This is a genomic window from Daejeonella lutea (assembly GCF_900168015.1).
Taxonomy (GTDB): domain Bacteria; phylum Bacteroidota; class Bacteroidia; order Sphingobacteriales; family Sphingobacteriaceae; genus Daejeonella; species Daejeonella lutea.
Window position 1 is genome coordinate 976,581 of the sequence record NZ_FUYR01000002.1, and the last position, 16,612, is coordinate 993,192.

The window sequence follows — 16,612 nt, forward strand, 5'->3', positions numbered from 1 at the left end:
TCTATCATCTTTTTGAAATTTTCAACTTTCAACTTTCCCCTTTCAACTCCTTTAGCTCATCCAGTTTACTCCCGCCTGGGGATTCCATTTCGTCGTCGATTTTTTAAGTTTCGTCCAGAATTCAATTGAGCTTTTTCCTGTGATGTCACCAACACCAAATCTGCTTTCGTTCCATCCTCCGAAAGAGAAAGGTTCACGCGGTACTGGCACACCCACATTGATACCTACCATACCTGCGCTAGCATGTTCAATAACATATCTCGCGGCCGCGCCATTTTGAGTAAACACGGATGCGGCATTTCCGTAAGGGTTGTTATTTTCAATTGCAATTGCCTCATCAAGAGTTTTTGTTCTCATGATGCTTATTACAGGCCCGAAGATTTCCTCTTTTGCGACTGACATATCCGGAGTCACGTAGTCGATTATTGTTGCCCCGATATAAGTTCCTTTTTCCTTTCCGCTAACGATTGTGTTTCTACCGTCAACAAGAATTTTCGCGCCCATTTTTTCTGCCTCATCGATGTAGTTTTCAATCCGCTCCCTGGATTCACTGTTGATTACCGCACCAAGGTTCTGGCCTGCTACCATTTTCTTTGCTTCTGCGCAAAGTTTATCTATTATGTGATCAACCTCACCAACCGCAACCATTGCTGAAGCAGCCATGCATCGCTGACCAGCGCATCCGCTCATAGAAGCCGTTATGTTTTGTGCTGTCATATCCGGAATTGCGTCTGGCAAAACAAGTAAATGGTTTTTTGCACCGCCCAAAGCCAAACAGCGCTTGTAATTTTGGGTAGCCCTTCTGTATACAATTTTAGCAACCTTTGTCGACCCTACAAACGATACCGCCTCAATATCCGGGTGATCGCAAATAGCATCAACGACAGCACTGTTTCCATGCACTACATTTAGTACCCCATCAGGTAAGCCTGCTTCTTTTAGTAATTCTGCTATACGGCCTATGCTTAATGGGACTTTTTCGGAGGGTTTTATGATCATGCAGTTTCCCAGCGCTATTGCATTGGGAATTGTCCAGCACGGAACCATGCTTGGAAAATTGAATGGAACAATCGAAGCCACAACGCCAAGTGGCACATGCTCTGTACGGCATTCGATGCCCTTACTCACTTCGAGCAACTCACCTGTAATCAGCTGGGGCAGGGAGCAGGCAAACTCAGTGAGCTCAATTGATTTTTCTATCTCCGCCAAACCCTCGTCCGGGGTTTTCCCATTTTCCTCCGAAACAAGCTTGGCCAGTTCAAGTTTATTTTTCTCTAAAAGTGCCTTGAATTTGAAAAATACCTGAACCCGTTCTTTTATTGGAGTTTTACCCCAGAATTTGAACGCTGCTTTGGCTGAGGATACGGCATTATCCAAACTTGCAGCGGTTGACATAGGTACTGTTGAAAGATGGGTGCCGTCGACCGGTGATATAACATTTAAGATATCACTATTCTCAGCATCAACAAACTGTCCTTGAATAAAATTTTTAACTGCCGGGTATTTCATGCATTTAGGGATTAGCTTATAGTTTCTGATTATGGGGATATTGAATTTACTAAAACATTTCAATTTAAGCAAGATCCTTCGGTTTGCCTGTGATTTCGAGTCTTAAGCCCTGATCAGGATGCCGGGACAAATAAAACCAAATTATATGACATTAAAATAACCTATTGCTTATTGGCTTATGTAACCATTTCTGTGGCGATGCGTAGAAGAATACCAATGGTTATCCGACTACCCGTTTAACCGAACCCACAAACTGATGCTTGTAAGTTTCAAACGATTTATTCTTTGCTCCTTAGCATGTTTCATTCTGCTGATGGGGAATAAATTTGCGTATGCTCAGCAGAAAGCAATGTTTACGCAGTATATGTTCAACGGCCTGGTTGTTAATCCAGCATATTCTGCGATAGACGAATCGCTTAATATTACAGCTTTGGCCCGGCAGCAGTGGGTAGGGTTTAAAGGTGCACCTAACACTCAAACACTTTCTATTCATAGCCCAATAAAAAGCTCGAACACGTCTGTTGGATTAATTTTAATGAGAGATCAAATTGGCGAAGTTATCAGAGATAACGGGGCATTTGCAACAGTAGCCCATCGTGTTCAGGTTAGCGAAGGAACTTATCTTGCAGTAGGGGTTAATGGCGGCATTAGTAAATATGTTGGTGAATATAGTCTTACGGGCAGCTCCTCAGCTTCTTCAGATCCAGTGTTTGTTGATCAGAACAATCTACGGGGAAACTTCGGAATGGGAATGATGTTATTCTCTGAAAAGTTTTATGCAGGCATTTCATCTCCCTTCTTTTATTACCGAGACCTTGGTGGACAAACTCCTTCTGAAACAGCGTACAAGCCCCATTACATAATGCAGGGCGGGTATCTTGCAACTATAAGCCCTGACATAAAATTCAAACCGAATGTCTTAGTTAAATATGTTAGCGGTTCACCCGTACAGATTGACGTGAATGCTAATTTTTTACTGAAAGAAACTTTATGGCTGGGAGGTTCTGTTCGTTCAATGGATTCATTTGACATGATTGCAGAGTTGCAAGTAACACCAAATATTCAGTTGGGATATTCATATGATTTCACTACCTCGAAGCTTGCCAGAGTCGAAAAGGGCTCACATGAAATAGTTCTGAACTTTAGAATTGGGTCGAAAGGATCCCGGAGTAACCTTCCAAAGTGTTATTTTTGATTATTCGACGCTGACAGTCAAGCCTTCTTGCTGCAGAATCTTGCGGTAGACCTCAACCTCTGTGTACGATCCTTCTAAAATGGTGCATTTACCATCATTGTGAACTGTCCATGCGATTCGTTCGGCTTGTTTGTCAGTGTAATCAAGATATTTTACCAAACAGTGAATCACATGCTCGAATGTGTTCGTATCATCATTCCAAAGAATAAGGCGATGGTTAACTTTTAACGCAGCTAATACTTCTTCAAGCGTCAGAGTTTCTTCCTGTACCTGTGTTCCCATTTTACAAAAATACAGATTGAATAATGATTTCGCTAGGTCTAATTGAGAATGCTGTCATTTTACCACGGCGGTAACTTCAATCTCTATAAGCAGATCCGCATCAATAAGTCGGCTCACTTCAACCATCGAGGTTGCCGGCCGTATTTCAGAAAAATATTCAGCATGTGCTTTTCCGGCTTCTTCCCAGCGGGAAATATCAGTTACATACATCCTTGTCCGGATAACATCAGACATTGAAGCTCCGGAGTTTTTCAAGGCCTTTTCAATTTTTCCAAAAATAAATTTTGCCTGCTGGTAGATATCTCCCTTTCCGATGACTTCTTCACCATCTACTGCGGTGGTTCCGGAAACCTCAATAATGTCGCCGATGCGCACCGCTCTGCTGTAACCTACACGATCTTCCCAGATCGCCCCTGAGGATATATTAATTCGTTTCGTCTTCATTGTTCCTTGCTCTCAGCTCCCTTTTGCCGACCTCGTCATTTGCTCGAGCATATCCCACATTTCCGGTGTGACCATTTCCAGACCATTAAATTGCCCTGCGCCTTGAAGCCATTCACCCCCATCGATCGTAATGATCTCTCCATTAATATATCCTGAAAAATCAGACATCAAGAAGGCAGCAAGATTAGCCAGTTCCTGATGATCGCCGACGCGCTTCAGTGGCACTCTGTTTTTGAAGTCGAATTTTTTTGCCATATCACCCGGAAGTAGTCGATCCCAGGCGCCCTTTGTCGGAAAAGGCCCTGGTGCAATCGCATTATTACGAATGCCATACTTCCCCCATTCTGCAGCCAGCGATCTGGTCATAGCGAGTACTCCACCCTTGGCACATGCTGAGGGAACAACATAACCGGAGCCAGTAAAGGCATAGGTTGTAATGATATTTAAAATTGTTCCAGGTTGTTTCTCTTTTATCCAATGTTTTCCAAGTGCCATGGTACAGTTTGCCGTGCCTTTGAGCACAATGTCAATGATAGTCGAGAATGCATTTGCTGACAATCTTTCTGTAGGGGAAATGAAATTCCCGGCCGCATTGTTCAGCAAACCGTTTACAGTTTCAAACCTAGCTAACGACGCCTTTAAAACAGCATCGATCTCATCAGGATTTCTTACATCACATTGAAGTGGAAGAACTTTTCCTCCGGTTTCGGTCTCCATTTCTGATGCAGCTTTTTCAAGGACATCCAGTTTCCTGCTGGTGATAACTACATTAGCCCCTAACTTTAGAAAATAGGTACTCATTGCGCGACCCAAACCGGTGCCGCCTCCTGTTACAATAATAGTTTTGCCGGATAGAGCATCATCTCTTAACATAGGTTGGTTATACATCAGGAAGATTTTTGCTGTAGATTTTGAATGATTGTTTTTAAGATTGATCGGGTACTCGGAGACCACCACTGCTTAAGCATGATTTCCAGCATATCTGACTGGTCAGCACTTACTTTTGCTAAAAGTTCTCCTCGTAAATTGGCTTTGCTCTGCTGCCAGGTTGTTGAATCCATTTGTATATATTTTTGGATCCTGCGTTCAGCCGCATGCAAAATACTCTCTGGTTTTACCAGCTCATCGATAAGTCCAGATGCAAGTGCTTCTTCAGTATGCAATAATTTCCCCTCAAGCATATACCGGTATGCAGTAGCCGATCCAAGCCAGAAAGAATAAAGTTGAAAAATACTTTGGGGAACAATTATGCCAACAGGAACTTCATTCAGGCCGATAATAAATTTCCCCTCAGACATTATCCGATAATCGCAGCAAAGAGCAATTACACATCCACCTGCAGGGCTGTGGCCACTGATAGCAGCTACCATTGGCTTCCTGAAAGAAACCATAATGGTAACAAGATTCAGAAAGTCTTTCCAGAATTGACTGATCTGTTCTTCATTATATTCATAGAGTTCAATCAGATCGAGACCGGCGGAGAAAAATCCTTCTTTGCCGGTAATTATGACCCCCGCAATGTTTTCGTCTTTCCCGATGTTCAAAAGCATTTGTCCGAGCTCCGAAACCATCTCTGCGTTGATCGCATTTGAACGGCCGCGGTCAAGCTGTATAACAGCTATCTTATCTTTAATGTTGACTTTAATTGTATTCATTTATTTGACGCTGTATCTATAAATCTGTCTACCTATTTTTCCGTTTATGTCTATCCCTTCGACAATTGCTTTGTACGTTCCCGGACCGTCACCATTAAAAAACTCAACGCTAGCTTTTCCGGTAGAATCACTAACAACATTCGGGTTCCAATAAATCGTCGTTCTTAGATCAGCCATTTTAGTATTGATTTTAGGATCTGCATAGTCAGGAGCGTAGAACTCGCGCCCTTTATGAAATCCTTTTGGATTATAACTTATAATCCCTGGCGCATAAGTTCTGTAATCTTTGTTCAGGTCCGGTCGCTTCGTATTGATCACTAATACACCGCCTCCGCCGCGCAATCCATAAATTGCAGTATTTGCTCCACTTTTAAGGACTTCTATGCTTTCAACATCAAGTGGATTGATCGAAGAAATAAACTCTGGTTCAACCATCATTCCATCGATAACGATTTGCATCGGTACAGGGCCTCTGAACGAACTGTTCATGCTTCTAACCGAGTAGACAATTCCATTGTTTACAACGATGCCGGCGACTCGGCCCTGAATACATTGAGTAATAAAAGTGCAATTCTGCAGGTCTTCACTTTTGATAATTGCGTCAGCATTTCCAGCTCCGTTCAGATTGGATGAATTTTTGAGTACGGGCTTTTTCTCTACTACTTTGACCTCCGCGAGCATTATACTTTTTCCGACCAATCCATAACGCCTTAACTCGTCGAACTGATTCTTGCTGTTTTGAAGGTAGGGAAGGATCGACCGATTGACATTAATTTCGAGCATCGGCTCGTTTTTATTCTTTGTTACCAGTTGAGCCGGTATCCTATCCAGCTCAATTTCTACATTCTTGCGATCTCTTTCGTTCCTGGCTTGAACGATAAACTTCGTGCTATCACTGAAAGTTAAGTTTTGAAACTTGAATTCTCCTTTAGCATCTGTAACGGTATCCATTAAAAAAACATCGCCTGATGAGGAAAATAATGTAACCTTTCCCCCGATTACAGGTTTGCCATTTAATGCTTTAACCCGACCAGTTATTTCCATGTTGGATTCCGGCTGGTAAACCAGATTGGGGAACGAATCGGAAAGGATGCTTTTCCATTCAAAGCGACGCCATCCCTGTGTTAACAGCAAAAGATCTAATTGCCTTACCTTAGTATCACTCATCTCACTAAAATAATAATTCGGCTCCTCGATAAAACCTTTAAGGTCGGAGCTAAGCAGGAGATTTGACAGGATAGTTGTCTCGGAAGATTCTTTGGATGGTACTTTCGTTTCATCAATAACCGCCACAGAGAAACTTCCGACAACAGGTTTCGATGTTGCATCTTTTACATCCAGGGACAATTTAATTTTCTCCCGCTTATCAAAATCTGTTTTAGGCGTATTCAGGTTAATTTTAAGAAAATCAGAGTGGTTTATGAATACCAGCCTTTCAGAAACAGGTTGATTGGCCGGGGAGAACACTGTTAACTGCAAGATGCCAGTTGGAAATCTTTTTTTGGGAATTTTGGCGTTGAAAGACTGTGCTTCAAGCTTATTTTTGGCCACGAAATGAACTACCCCATTCGTCTGAGCAACAAGAGTGAATTTTGCATCAGCCTGAACTATTTCAGATGTTGTTATGGTCAGGTTGAGATTCTCTGCATCAGTATTGTTGACATTGAGTACATAACCTTTCGGTTGAATTCGTGGTAGATCAAATGTTTTTTCCGAACCGTCTTCAAACTTAATATGAGCCGTGTAAGTCTCATTAGCTAGCGGATGCAATGGGAACAGGCCCATTCCAGCGTGTTCTGAAACAAATTCCGTTAGCTTATTATTACTCTTATCCGTTATGTACCCGGAAACTTTCATCCCAAGGCCATCCGCCCCGACTGCTTTGAACCCTACCCTGGTCCTTATCCCCGTGACAAGTTCACCTCCTTCCGGGAAGAACTGTACACTTGCCTGATTGGACGTAGACTTCACCGGGAAGCTTTTAGAAACAGAGTTTTTTTCGTCGAGTACAATACTGGTGATGATTTTCCCCGATTTCAAAATAAAGGGCTGATTATTTACAAAGGTTATAGTGATATTTCCTTGGGTATTTGTCGTGGCTTTTCCTTTAGAAATATTCCTGAAATCTAGATTTACATTATAATTCACCTCTTTGTTAACGAGGGGCTTCCCATCCATATCCGTATACTGGATGTCTGCAACAACTTTTTCAGCATTCCCTGTCTTGCTAAATGTGTAATTCACATTAGTCAGAACTGTATTGGAAATGGAATTCCCTACTGTAAAGGTTTTATCAAAAAAATATTCCTCACCAAAATTCCGCATCCAGGTTGTGTAAGCCCTGATGCGATAATTACCCTCTTTCAGGGAATCTGAGAGGGAAAAATCACCCCATGCAAGACCAAGGTTAAGTGGTAACTTCAGAGATTGTTTAACAGAATCCTTGTCGTTTATGAGGTCGACATACAGAATCTTACTGAGCCCGGATAGTTCATTCTTCTCAGCATTCACTACGTAAGCCTTAAACCAGATGTTATCGCCAATTGCGTAATATGGCTTATCCATGTGTAGATGTACTTTTTCCTGAGGATATTCTGCGCGGTACTTTTCGATCTGAGAAATGATCTTCTTTAGGGGCTCGTCTTCCTGGACGAAGCCAAAAATGGCAGCTAAAATAAGGGATGGGAAAAGTAAAAGCAGGCGCCTGTTCATCGGAGTAGTTTTTTACAGGATTGGGTCCTGCATGAAAGAGATTACCTCAATTTACGAAAAATATGAGGATTACATCCGGTTTGGATTATTTTTTACTGATCGCTACCGCTTAGTAAGTATCAAAATGAATTCTTCCACATCATACTTTCAACAGGTTTAGTGGTCTTGTTGTTGTATTTAGCGTTTCCTTTGGTATTGTACATGGTTGCGATATCCCCTTCGACCACAAAATAGATCAACTGACCGATAGGCATACCGGCGTAAATTTTAACAGGCTGGGCACATGATATTTCTAATGTCCAGGTATTACAAAATCCCACATCACCTTTTCCGGCTGTTGCATGAATGTCAATCCCTAGTCTTCCGGTACTCGATTTACCTTCCAAAAATGGAACATGTTTATGTGTTTCGGTATATTCTAAAGTTACACCAAGATAAAGTGTGTTTGGCTGCAGAACGAATCCATCTTTAGGGATTTCAAAGTGATCTATTTCATTATGAGCTTTTGCGTCAAGTACCCTGTTTTTGTAGGTCGCAAGGTATTTCCCAAGATGTACATCATAGGAATTTGTTCCCAGGCAGTCTTTTTTAAAGGGTTCAATAATAATATTTCCCTTGTCGATTTCTTCCAGGATTAACTTGTCGGAAAGTATCATAAATAAGCGTAAGATTTGGCCTAAATTATGATTTATTTGAGATAGTTTTGCAGGTATTTTATTTTTTAAAATGGCACTTGTTTATCATAAGGAATTAGACCTTTCAACGTCTTTCGCTATATGGAAGATAGAAGAAAGTGCAGACGAACTGCTTGCTCAGCTGCAGCTAAAAGAGCACGAATTCTCTTACCTTGAGACTCTTATTAGTGGTAAGAGAAACCTGCACTGGCTGAGTACCAGGGTGCTTCTCCGCACGATGATGAACACAGATGAATACATCGATTGCCAGGTCGATTCAAGTGGTAAACCATATCTGACAAATTTCCCGCATCATATTTCCCTAAGCCACTCCTATGATTATGCCGCTGTTATGATCAGTAAACACAAGGCAGTAGGTATCGACATTGAGCTCATAAAGGATAAGATTGAGAGGATCGCCCATAAATTTATGAACCGCGAAGAACTTTCATTTATCGATCAGGATAGGATCGAACATCTTTACGTTTGCTGGTGTGCAAAAGAGGCGATTTATAAATTACATGGTAAGAAAAATATTAGCTTTCTGGACCATATACGGATTAGTCCGTTCAGCTATGAGGGTGCTGGTTCATTTCAAACAAGCCTCGAAACCGAAAAACAGATCAATACATACACGGTGCATTATGATAAGTTTGAGGGTTATATGATAGGTTACGTGGCTGACAATGAATAAGAACAAAAAGGTAATAATACAGGATTGGGGACTGCTCGATTACCAGGCGGCCTGGGAAAGGCAGGAGATGATCTTTTCATCGACAGTGGATGCTAAAGTGGCCAACCGGAACAACAATGTGGATCGACCGGTTCCTAATCATCTTATTGTTGTCGAACATCCCCACGTTTATACCCTTGGTAAGAGTGGAAAGCCAGAGAACCTGCTTCTTGACGAAAATGAACTGAAAGATAAGAGGGCGACATTTTATAAAATTAACCGGGGCGGAGACATTACTTATCATGGGCCGGGTCAGATTGTGGGCTATCCGATCCTTGATCTGGACAACTTCTTTACAGATATTCACCTTTACCTGAGGACTCTGGAACAAGCGGTAATAGATACCTTAGCTGAATATGGAATCCAAGGTGGTCGTTATCCAGGGTATACAGGTGTTTGGCTCGATCCTGACAATGACAAAGCCAGAAAGATTTGTGCTCTGGGTGTAAGGTGCAGCAGATGGGTGACGATGCACGGCTTTGCGTTTAACGTTAACACGGATCTCGACTATTTTAAAAATATTATTCCATGTGGTATTGACGATAAAGACGTAACTTCAATGAAAAGGGAGTTGGGAAGGGAAGTCGACTTCGATGAGGTTAAACAAATCCTTCTTAAGAATATTATCACTTTATTCGGAATGGAAGTTTAATATGAAGTTTATTATTGGCCTATTTCTGGTATTTTCTGTATCTGCTTGTAAAAAGAACCTGGTAAATGGAGGTTCTGGCGACGGCCATCCGGAAACCAAAACATTTCTGGCCTTGGGAGATTCCTACACTTCCGGAGAAGGTGTCATTCAAAGCGAGTCTTTTCCTTTCCAGCTTGCTGCTAAGTTAAGGGCGTCCGGGGTGAAAATGGAAACACCACATGTAATCGCCCGCACAGGCTGGACAACCGTTAATCTTTTAGCAGCTCTCAAAGAAGAGCCGATGGACGACAAGTACGACTTTGTTACGGTGCTTATTGGTGTAAATAACCAATATGTCAAACGATCACTTACGGAATACCGGACTCATTTTGTGGAAATTTTAAATTCAGCCATTTCGCATTCCAGAGGAGGAAGAGCAACGGTTTATGTTATTTCAATTCCCGACTGGAGCGTAACTCCGTTTGGGAAACTGAAAGATACAAAGCTCGAGTCAGCTTCAGTCGACGTTTATAACGATGTTAACCGGGAAGAGTCAAAAAACGCAAGCGTCAATTATATCGACATTACTGCTGCTTCACGAATTGCTGATACCGACGATAGTTACACTTCAATTGACGGACTGCATCCTTCGTATAAGATGTATAAGGAATGGGCAGATAAGTTGTATCCGCTTGTAAAAAAGGAATTGAATTGAGGTGGGAGGTGTTTGGTATGAGGTATGAGGTATGAGGTATGAGGTATGAGGTATGAGGTAGGAGGAATGAGGTAGGAGGTAGGAGGTAGGAGGTAGGAAAATTTTGCAGTCAAAGCTAAATAAAAAAAGGTCCTTTCATTTACGAAAGGACCTTTTTAATATCAGAGTGTTTGATGAGATTACATCATACCACCCATACCGCCGCCACCCATTGGAGGCATATGACCGCCACCTGCATTTTCTTCAGGCTCATCGGCAAGTACAACTTCTGTAGTTAAAAGCATTGCAGCTATAGAAGCAGCATTTTCAAGAGCTACACGACCTACTTTAGTAGGATCAATAACACCTGCACCGATTAAGTTTTCATAAACATCAGTACGTGCATTGTACCCAAAATCTGCTTTACCTTCTTTAACTTTTTGAACTACGATAGAACCTTCAATACCTGCGTTTTCACAGATCTGACGTAATGGCTCCTCGATAGCTCTGCGGATGATCTGTATACCAGTGTTCTCATCTTCATTAGCACCTTTGAGTTCAGCTAAAGCTTCAACTGCACGAATGAAAGCAACACCTCCACCAGCGACAATTCCTTCTTCTACTGCAGCGCGTGTAGCGTGCAATGCATCATCAACACGGTCTTTCTTTTCTTTCATCTCAACTTCTGTAGCTGCACCAACGTATAATACTGCAACGCCACCTGAAAGTTTCGCTAAACGCTCCTGTAATTTTTCTTTATCGTAATCAGATGTCGTAGTTTCTACCTGCGCTTTGATCTGATTTACACGAGCTTTGATGTCCTCAGACTTACCAGCACCGTTGATTACAATTGTGTTGTCTTTATCAACTACAACTTTTTCAGCAGTTCCTAAATAAGTAAGGTCAGCATTCTCTAATTTATATCCTCTTTCTTCAGAGATAACAGTACCACCAGTTAAGATCGCGATATCTTCAAGCATAGCTTTACGACGATCGCCAAAACCTGGAGCTTTAACTGCTGCAACTTTCAGGGAACCACGGATTTTGTTTACTACCAGGGTAGCCAATGCTTCACCATCAAGATCTTCAGCAATGATTAAAAGTGGTTTGCCTGTCTGAACTTGTTTTTCCAATACAGGAAGAAGTTCTTTCATAGAAGAAATCTTCTTATCGTAAATAAGGATATAAGGATTTTCTAACTCAACCTCCATTTTGTCAGCATTGGTAACAAAATATGGCGATAAATAACCACGGTCAAACTGCATACCTTCAACTGTTTTCATTTCAGTTTCAGTACCTTTTGCTTCTTCAACAGTGATTACGCCGTCTTTACCAACCTTTGCCATAGCATCAGCGATAAGAGTTCCAATAACTTCATCATTATTCGCAGAAATAGAAGCTACTTGTTTGATCTTGTTATTGTCTTCGCCAACTGATTGTGACTGGCTTTTCAGATTTTCGACAACCGCAGTAACAGCTTTGTCGATACCACGTTTAAGATCCATTGGATTTGCACCAGCGGCAACGTTCTTTATACCAGCAGTAACGATAGCCTGAGCTAATACGGTTGCAGTAGTTGTTCCATCACCTGCGATATCTGCAGTTTTAGAGGCAACTTCCTTAACCATTTGAGCACCCATATTTTCAAGGGCGTCTTTTAATTCAATTTCTTTAGCAACAGTAACACCGTCTTTAGTAATTGAAGGTGAACCGAATTTTTTATCAATAATTACATTCCGGCCTTTTGGTCCCAAAGTTACCTTTACAGCATTTGCCAGAATATCCACGCCTCTTTTCAGAGCATCACGTGCTTCAACATTGTATTTAACTTGTTTTGACATTTTTAATGAATTTATGTTCGGGTTAACTATTAAATTTCGTCTTAATATGTCACTCCGGGGTGTTTAAGTTTATTTTTAATCTAAGGTCTGAAGTCGGAAGTCTGAAGTCGGACTTCAGACCTCCGACTTCAGACTTCATTATAGTGTTGCAAAAATATCAGCTTCACGCATGATAAGGTATTCTTTTCCTTCATGGGTGATCTCAGTACCAGCGTATTTACCATACAATACTACGTCTCCTACTTTATAGGGCATAGGAATTAGATTTCCAGTTTGCTCAGCATATTTGCCAGGTCCCACAGCTACAACTGTTCCTTTTTGTGGTTTTTCTTTGGCTGTATCAGGAATGTAAAGTCCTGAAGCTGTTTTTTCTTCAGCAGGAGCAGCTTCTATAACTACCCGGTCTGCGCTAGGTTTAATATTTAATGCCATATGTACTTATGTATTTAATTGATTGAATTTTACGTGTCTTAGGCGTCACTAATTATGCCAAATCAGGAAGTCAACAATTTCTTGTCAAAATTTCATTTTTATACAGGCCGATCTATTTTGTAAACCAGATTCGGTGTCATGCTGTCAGTTTTCTGTCAGCTTTCCGCCAAACAAAAAAAGGCCTCCAAATGGGGGCCTTCTAGAGTATTGTATGGTTATTTTTTTGTTGTATCAGCCGGCGTTGGTGCAGGTGCAGTTGGAAGCGGCATGCTCGCCGGTGCTGGAGTGCTAACTGGCTTGTTTATCATGTCCTGAATTTCTCTTCCATCTTGAGTATCTGCTCCGCCCTTGTCAATAACAACATTGATCATTAGCGCCAGTACCATAAGGCTTACTGCCAATACCCAGGTTCCTTTTTCGAGGAAATCACCTGTACGTTGTACGCCCATAATATTATTAGAACCGGCGAAGCCAGAAGACAGGCCTCCTCCTTTTGGATTTTGGATCAGGACGATTAATACCAGCAATACGCACACTATGATTGCCAGAATAACTATTGTATACAACATATTATTTAATTTACTTTCTTTTCTAATTCACGAATTTGGTCGGCAAAGTACGTGCTTTTTTCCGGGAATTTCAAACTTAATTTTTTGTAAGTATCAATAGCCTTGTGAAATAACATTTGATCCGTATAGATCTGTGCCAGTGTTTCTGAAACGAGATCATTCGGATCCTCGGCACTCTTACGTGCCTTGTTCTCATTATCGAGTTTTTCAGAATTAGGTGGTTTGATCTGAGGTTCTTCCCGAATAAATTTCTCAAGTATAAAGTCTTCCTTGCGTTTTACCTGGAAGGGAACCGTCTTCGGACTATTTTCCATATCATCAACAGGCGATTGCAAATGAAAGATATTCTCTATTATTTGACTGCTTAGCTGATCGACGTTAGTTCTTTTGATGCTTTGACTTGTATCCAATTGGAAGCTCACGTAGGGCTGATAATTATCCGTATGCTCTTTTCGTGTTTTACTTAGCCACCACAAAAAGGAATAAGGCATTTTATCGTCATCATACCTGGATATATCCTGGTGATCTTCAATCACAGCATTATGCGAGATTTTTTCAGCGATGTCCAATTCGGGTATAAAAACCTCTTCAGTCCTATCTGCCAGATCGTCTAACTGATGCTCATCTTTTAGAAAATCTGCCGATGCTGCACTTTGTTTTATAAGAAGATCAAGTTCATCCTGTTCGGATGAAGACGGCAAATTGTTTTCGGAATCATTAACTAGACTATCGACTAAATTTCCGGCAAGATCATTTCCATCTTCAATCGGATTTCCTACCTCATCCTGCTCCCCAACCGGTTCCTGGACTTCTACTTCCTCACTTTCGTTTTGATCTGCCAGAATGCTTCCAATTTCAGTTTCTTCGAACTCTTCTATTTCAGGTTCCCTGGTAATGTCTTCAGCTTCCAGCTTATCTGTTGAAACAGATAAATCCTCAGAGTCAGTCTCTGAAACATCATCCTGCTGATGTGATGTGTGCATCGAGTCAGAAGCTGATAAAGGTTCTTCTAATTTTTCAATGTCCTGTTCTGTATGTGGTTCGTCAGAGTCATAAGTACCAGAAGCCTCATCCCGATTCTTCTCATCAACAAATTCGCCTTTTTCTGCCCCAATCGATTTCGATTCTAAAGCGCTGCTTTTGAACGATAAAGGGTCCTCGATAATTCTTTTTAAGACTGTTCGGTCTGTTGAATACAATGCTGCTTTGGCTAATTCGGTTTGAAATTTTGCCGGATCGGATTCAAGTGATCGTGTATAAAAAGCTCGCAGGAGATGGGAATAAGGGTATTTCTCAAGCAGATGAGCAAGATCTCCTGAGTCATCAGCATTAATGGCGGCGGGATTATAAATGAAATCCGAAAATAATTTTTTGAGCTCCTGAGAAGTTTTCTGTTCCACTATGCTGTCCAATTTTTGAAAGCTAAAAATTTTTTACCAATTGGCGAAGGCCCTGTTAAAGATAAGTTCAGACAGTTGTCTGTTAATTACCGTAATTAGCTTCTGCTGCTGTGCTTCGAGTGGGCCCTGATTCAAGCTAAATTCCTGGCTGGCACTAAACGGCTCCTCAAAACTCAGCTCAGGTTTTAATGCATTAGTATATTTAACATTAACTGTTACTGTAATCCTCGTAAGACCAGCTCTCTCATTACCTTGAATAGCTACAGGGCGTACAGTATAATCCGTAATTCTTCCCTCGAAATTCGCATGGGCTTCACCACGCTCTATACTCAAACGCGATTGATTTCTTATTCTTTCCTTTAGTGCCTCTGTAAATTGGGAGCTCAAATAGGGAACAACAAGCATCGCATTGTTTTCAAAAAATTGTACTGAAACCGTTTTCATTTCCTCGGGGATTGATGCCCCGGAAAATGTGTAAGCGCCACACGATTGAAATAGAAAAATCGCAGAAATGAGAATGCAGGCAATACCCGACTTAGCACGCTGATACATAGTTAAATGTTCTTTAGAGTTCAAGTTCTTTGATTTTGCGATACAGCGTACGTTCTGAGATCCCAAGCTCACGAGCCGCCAATTTCCGCTTTCCCTTATGTTTTTTCAGAGCTTTTTTAATCAGGTCCGATTCTTTATCAATAAGTGAAAGCGATTCTTCCACCTCTTCGGCTTCGTGAGTTATCTCATAAGATTTATCATTTGGCTGATGAATTATCAACTTGTGCGGATCAGGTGCAATATTGTTATTTGCCGGAAGCTCAATATCACGATATAATTGATTGATAGCTTGCTGGTTTTCAAATTCCGAGGCATTTCCACCATTCTGTATGATATCATGAACAAGCTTTTTAAGATCTGTCATGTCTTTTTTCATATCAAACAGAACCTTGTATAAGATGTCACGCTCAGAAAAATCATCTTTATCCTGATTACGGATTCGCATGGGCAGGGTACTTCCAGCTTCGTTGGGAATATAGTTCAGCAGATTTTGAGCGGAAAGGTTTCTTTCCTTCTCCAGTACGGCGATTTGTTCAGCAATGTTTTTCAACTGGCGAACGTTTCCCGGCCAGCTATAATCCATTAACATCTGCTGAGCTGTCTGGTCAAGCTGTACAGAAGGACTCCTGTATTTATCAGTAAAATCTGCAATAAACTTTCTGAATAAAAGATTGATATCCTCTTTCCTTTCGCGAAGTGCCGGCACTTTCAGGGGTACAGTATTCAGACGGTAGTATAAATCCTCTCTGAATTTTCCAGCCATCACCGCATCAAATACATCTTTGTTTGTTGCTGCAATTACCCTTACGTTGGTTTTCTGAACCTTTGACGAACCTACACGGATATATTCGCCTGTTTCCAGGACCCGTAATAATCTGGCCTGAGTTCCAAGCGGCAATTCTGCAACTTCATCCAGAAATATCGTTCCTCCGTCTACAACTTCAAAATATCCTTTGCGTGCATCGGAAGCACCGGTAAATGAGCCTTTTTCGTGACCGAAAAGCTCAGAATCTATTGTTCCTTCGGGGATCGCACCACAGTTCACTGCGATGAATGGCCCGTGTTTTCTGGCACTTAATGAATGAATGATATGTGAAAAAACCTCCTTACCACTTCCACTCTCGCCCGTTATCAAAACAGATATATCTGTTGGAGCAACCTGGCGTGCAATATCAATTGCCCTGTTTAGCAGAGGAGAATTTCCTATTATTCCAAATCGGTTCTTTATGTCCTGAACGTCCATATTTTAAAAATATCCAACACTAATACAGGTTGGTTAATTCGTAATC

At 41.3% G+C, this 16,612-nt stretch carries 17 protein-coding genes; 4 read left to right on the plus strand and 13 right to left on the minus strand.

Translation table 11 applies throughout. The features are described from left to right. Positions 1-51: 51 nt before the first annotated feature. Complete coding sequence (locus tag B5X60_RS13405; protein WP_079703185.1) at positions 52-1,509, minus strand: CoA-acylating methylmalonate-semialdehyde dehydrogenase; 1,458 nt, start codon at positions 1,507-1,509, stop codon at positions 52-54. Positions 1,510-1,765: 256 nt separating this feature from the next. On the opposite strand from B5X60_RS13405, the gene B5X60_RS13410 reads away from it, so the two are divergent. After that, the gene (locus B5X60_RS13410; protein WP_139377469.1) at positions 1,766-2,704 is read left to right on the plus strand and encodes a PorP/SprF family type IX secretion system membrane protein; all 939 of its coding nucleotides are present in this window, start codon (positions 1,766-1,768) and stop codon (positions 2,702-2,704) included. On the opposite strand, the gene B5X60_RS13415 is transcribed toward B5X60_RS13410, so the two are convergent. The 6 genes from B5X60_RS13415 to dcd all read right to left on the minus strand — a co-directional run bounded on the left by B5X60_RS13415 (position 2,705) and on the right by dcd (position 8,453). After that, positions 2,705-2,986: an ATP-dependent Clp protease adaptor ClpS gene (locus B5X60_RS13415; RefSeq protein WP_079703186.1), complete on the minus strand. Its 282-nt coding sequence runs from the start codon at positions 2,984-2,986 to the stop codon at positions 2,705-2,707. It abuts the gene before it with no gap. Positions 2,987-3,040: 54 nt separating this feature from the next. After that, positions 3,041-3,430, minus strand: a complete 390-nt coding sequence (locus B5X60_RS13420; protein ID WP_079703187.1) for a RidA family protein — start codon at positions 3,428-3,430, stop codon at positions 3,041-3,043. Positions 3,431-3,442: 12 nt separating this feature from the next. Continuing rightward, complete coding sequence (locus B5X60_RS13425; protein ID WP_079703188.1) at positions 3,443-4,318, minus strand: SDR family oxidoreductase; 876 nt, start codon at positions 4,316-4,318, stop codon at positions 3,443-3,445. Continuing rightward, complete coding sequence (locus tag B5X60_RS13430) at positions 4,318-5,085, minus strand: enoyl-CoA hydratase/isomerase family protein (protein ID WP_079703189.1); 768 nt, start codon at positions 5,083-5,085, stop codon at positions 4,318-4,320. Before B5X60_RS13430 ends, B5X60_RS13425 begins: the two co-directional genes overlap by 1 nt. Beyond that, on the minus strand, positions 5,086-7,797 hold the full coding sequence (locus B5X60_RS13435; protein WP_079703190.1) for a TonB-dependent receptor plug domain-containing protein: 2,712 nt from the start codon (positions 7,795-7,797) through the stop codon (positions 5,086-5,088). It abuts the gene before it with no gap. A 119-nt stretch (positions 7,798-7,916) separates the two neighbouring features. Further along, the gene (gene dcd, locus B5X60_RS13440) at positions 7,917-8,453 is read right to left on the minus strand and encodes a dCTP deaminase (protein WP_079703191.1); all 537 of its coding nucleotides are present in this window, start codon (positions 8,451-8,453) and stop codon (positions 7,917-7,919) included. A gap of 70 nt (positions 8,454-8,523) precedes the next feature. Between dcd and B5X60_RS13445 the strand changes: the two genes are divergently transcribed. The 3 genes from B5X60_RS13445 to B5X60_RS13455 are packed head-to-tail and all read left to right on the plus strand — an operon-like array spanning position 8,524 to position 10,550. Continuing rightward, on the plus strand, positions 8,524-9,165 hold the full coding sequence (locus B5X60_RS13445; RefSeq protein ID WP_079703192.1) for a 4'-phosphopantetheinyl transferase family protein: 642 nt from the start codon (positions 8,524-8,526) through the stop codon (positions 9,163-9,165). Further along, the gene (lipB, locus tag B5X60_RS13450; RefSeq protein ID WP_079703193.1) at positions 9,158-9,856 is read left to right on the plus strand and encodes a lipoyl(octanoyl) transferase LipB; all 699 of its coding nucleotides are present in this window, start codon (positions 9,158-9,160) and stop codon (positions 9,854-9,856) included. The genes B5X60_RS13445 and lipB overlap by 8 nt, the downstream gene beginning before the upstream one ends. Before the next feature lies 1 nt (position 9,857). After that, positions 9,858-10,550, plus strand: coding sequence for an SGNH/GDSL hydrolase family protein (locus B5X60_RS13455; protein WP_170878452.1), 693 nt, complete (start codon positions 9,858-9,860; stop codon positions 10,548-10,550). Between the two features lie 179 nt (positions 10,551-10,729). On the opposite strand, the gene groL is transcribed toward B5X60_RS13455, so the two are convergent. The 6 genes from groL to B5X60_RS13485 all read right to left on the minus strand — a co-directional run bounded on the left by groL (position 10,730) and on the right by B5X60_RS13485 (position 16,566). Continuing rightward, positions 10,730-12,370: a chaperonin GroEL gene (gene groL / locus B5X60_RS13460; protein ID WP_079703195.1), complete on the minus strand. Its 1,641-nt coding sequence runs from the start codon at positions 12,368-12,370 to the stop codon at positions 10,730-10,732. Positions 12,371-12,508: 138 nt separating this feature from the next. Continuing rightward, positions 12,509-12,802: a co-chaperone GroES gene (locus tag B5X60_RS13465; protein ID WP_079703196.1), complete on the minus strand. Its 294-nt coding sequence runs from the start codon at positions 12,800-12,802 to the stop codon at positions 12,509-12,511. A 215-nt stretch (positions 12,803-13,017) separates the two neighbouring features. After that, positions 13,018-13,371 (minus strand): preprotein translocase subunit SecG, encoded by a 354-nt coding sequence (gene secG, locus B5X60_RS13470; protein WP_079703197.1) that lies wholly within the window; start codon positions 13,369-13,371, stop codon positions 13,018-13,020. A gap of 5 nt (positions 13,372-13,376) precedes the next feature. Then, positions 13,377-14,771 (minus strand): hypothetical protein, encoded by a 1,395-nt coding sequence (locus B5X60_RS13475; RefSeq protein ID WP_079703198.1) that lies wholly within the window; start codon positions 14,769-14,771, stop codon positions 13,377-13,379. Between the two features lie 33 nt (positions 14,772-14,804). Then, entirely contained in the window at positions 14,805-15,347 is a 543-nt protein-coding gene (locus B5X60_RS13480; protein ID WP_317043757.1) for an LptE family protein, read from the minus strand. Then, a complete protein-coding gene (locus B5X60_RS13485) occupies positions 15,337-16,566 on the minus strand; it encodes a sigma-54 interaction domain-containing protein (protein ID WP_079703200.1) in 1,230 nt (409 codons plus the stop codon). Before B5X60_RS13485 ends, B5X60_RS13480 begins: the two co-directional genes overlap by 11 nt. Between the last annotated feature and the right edge of the window lie 46 nt (positions 16,567-16,612).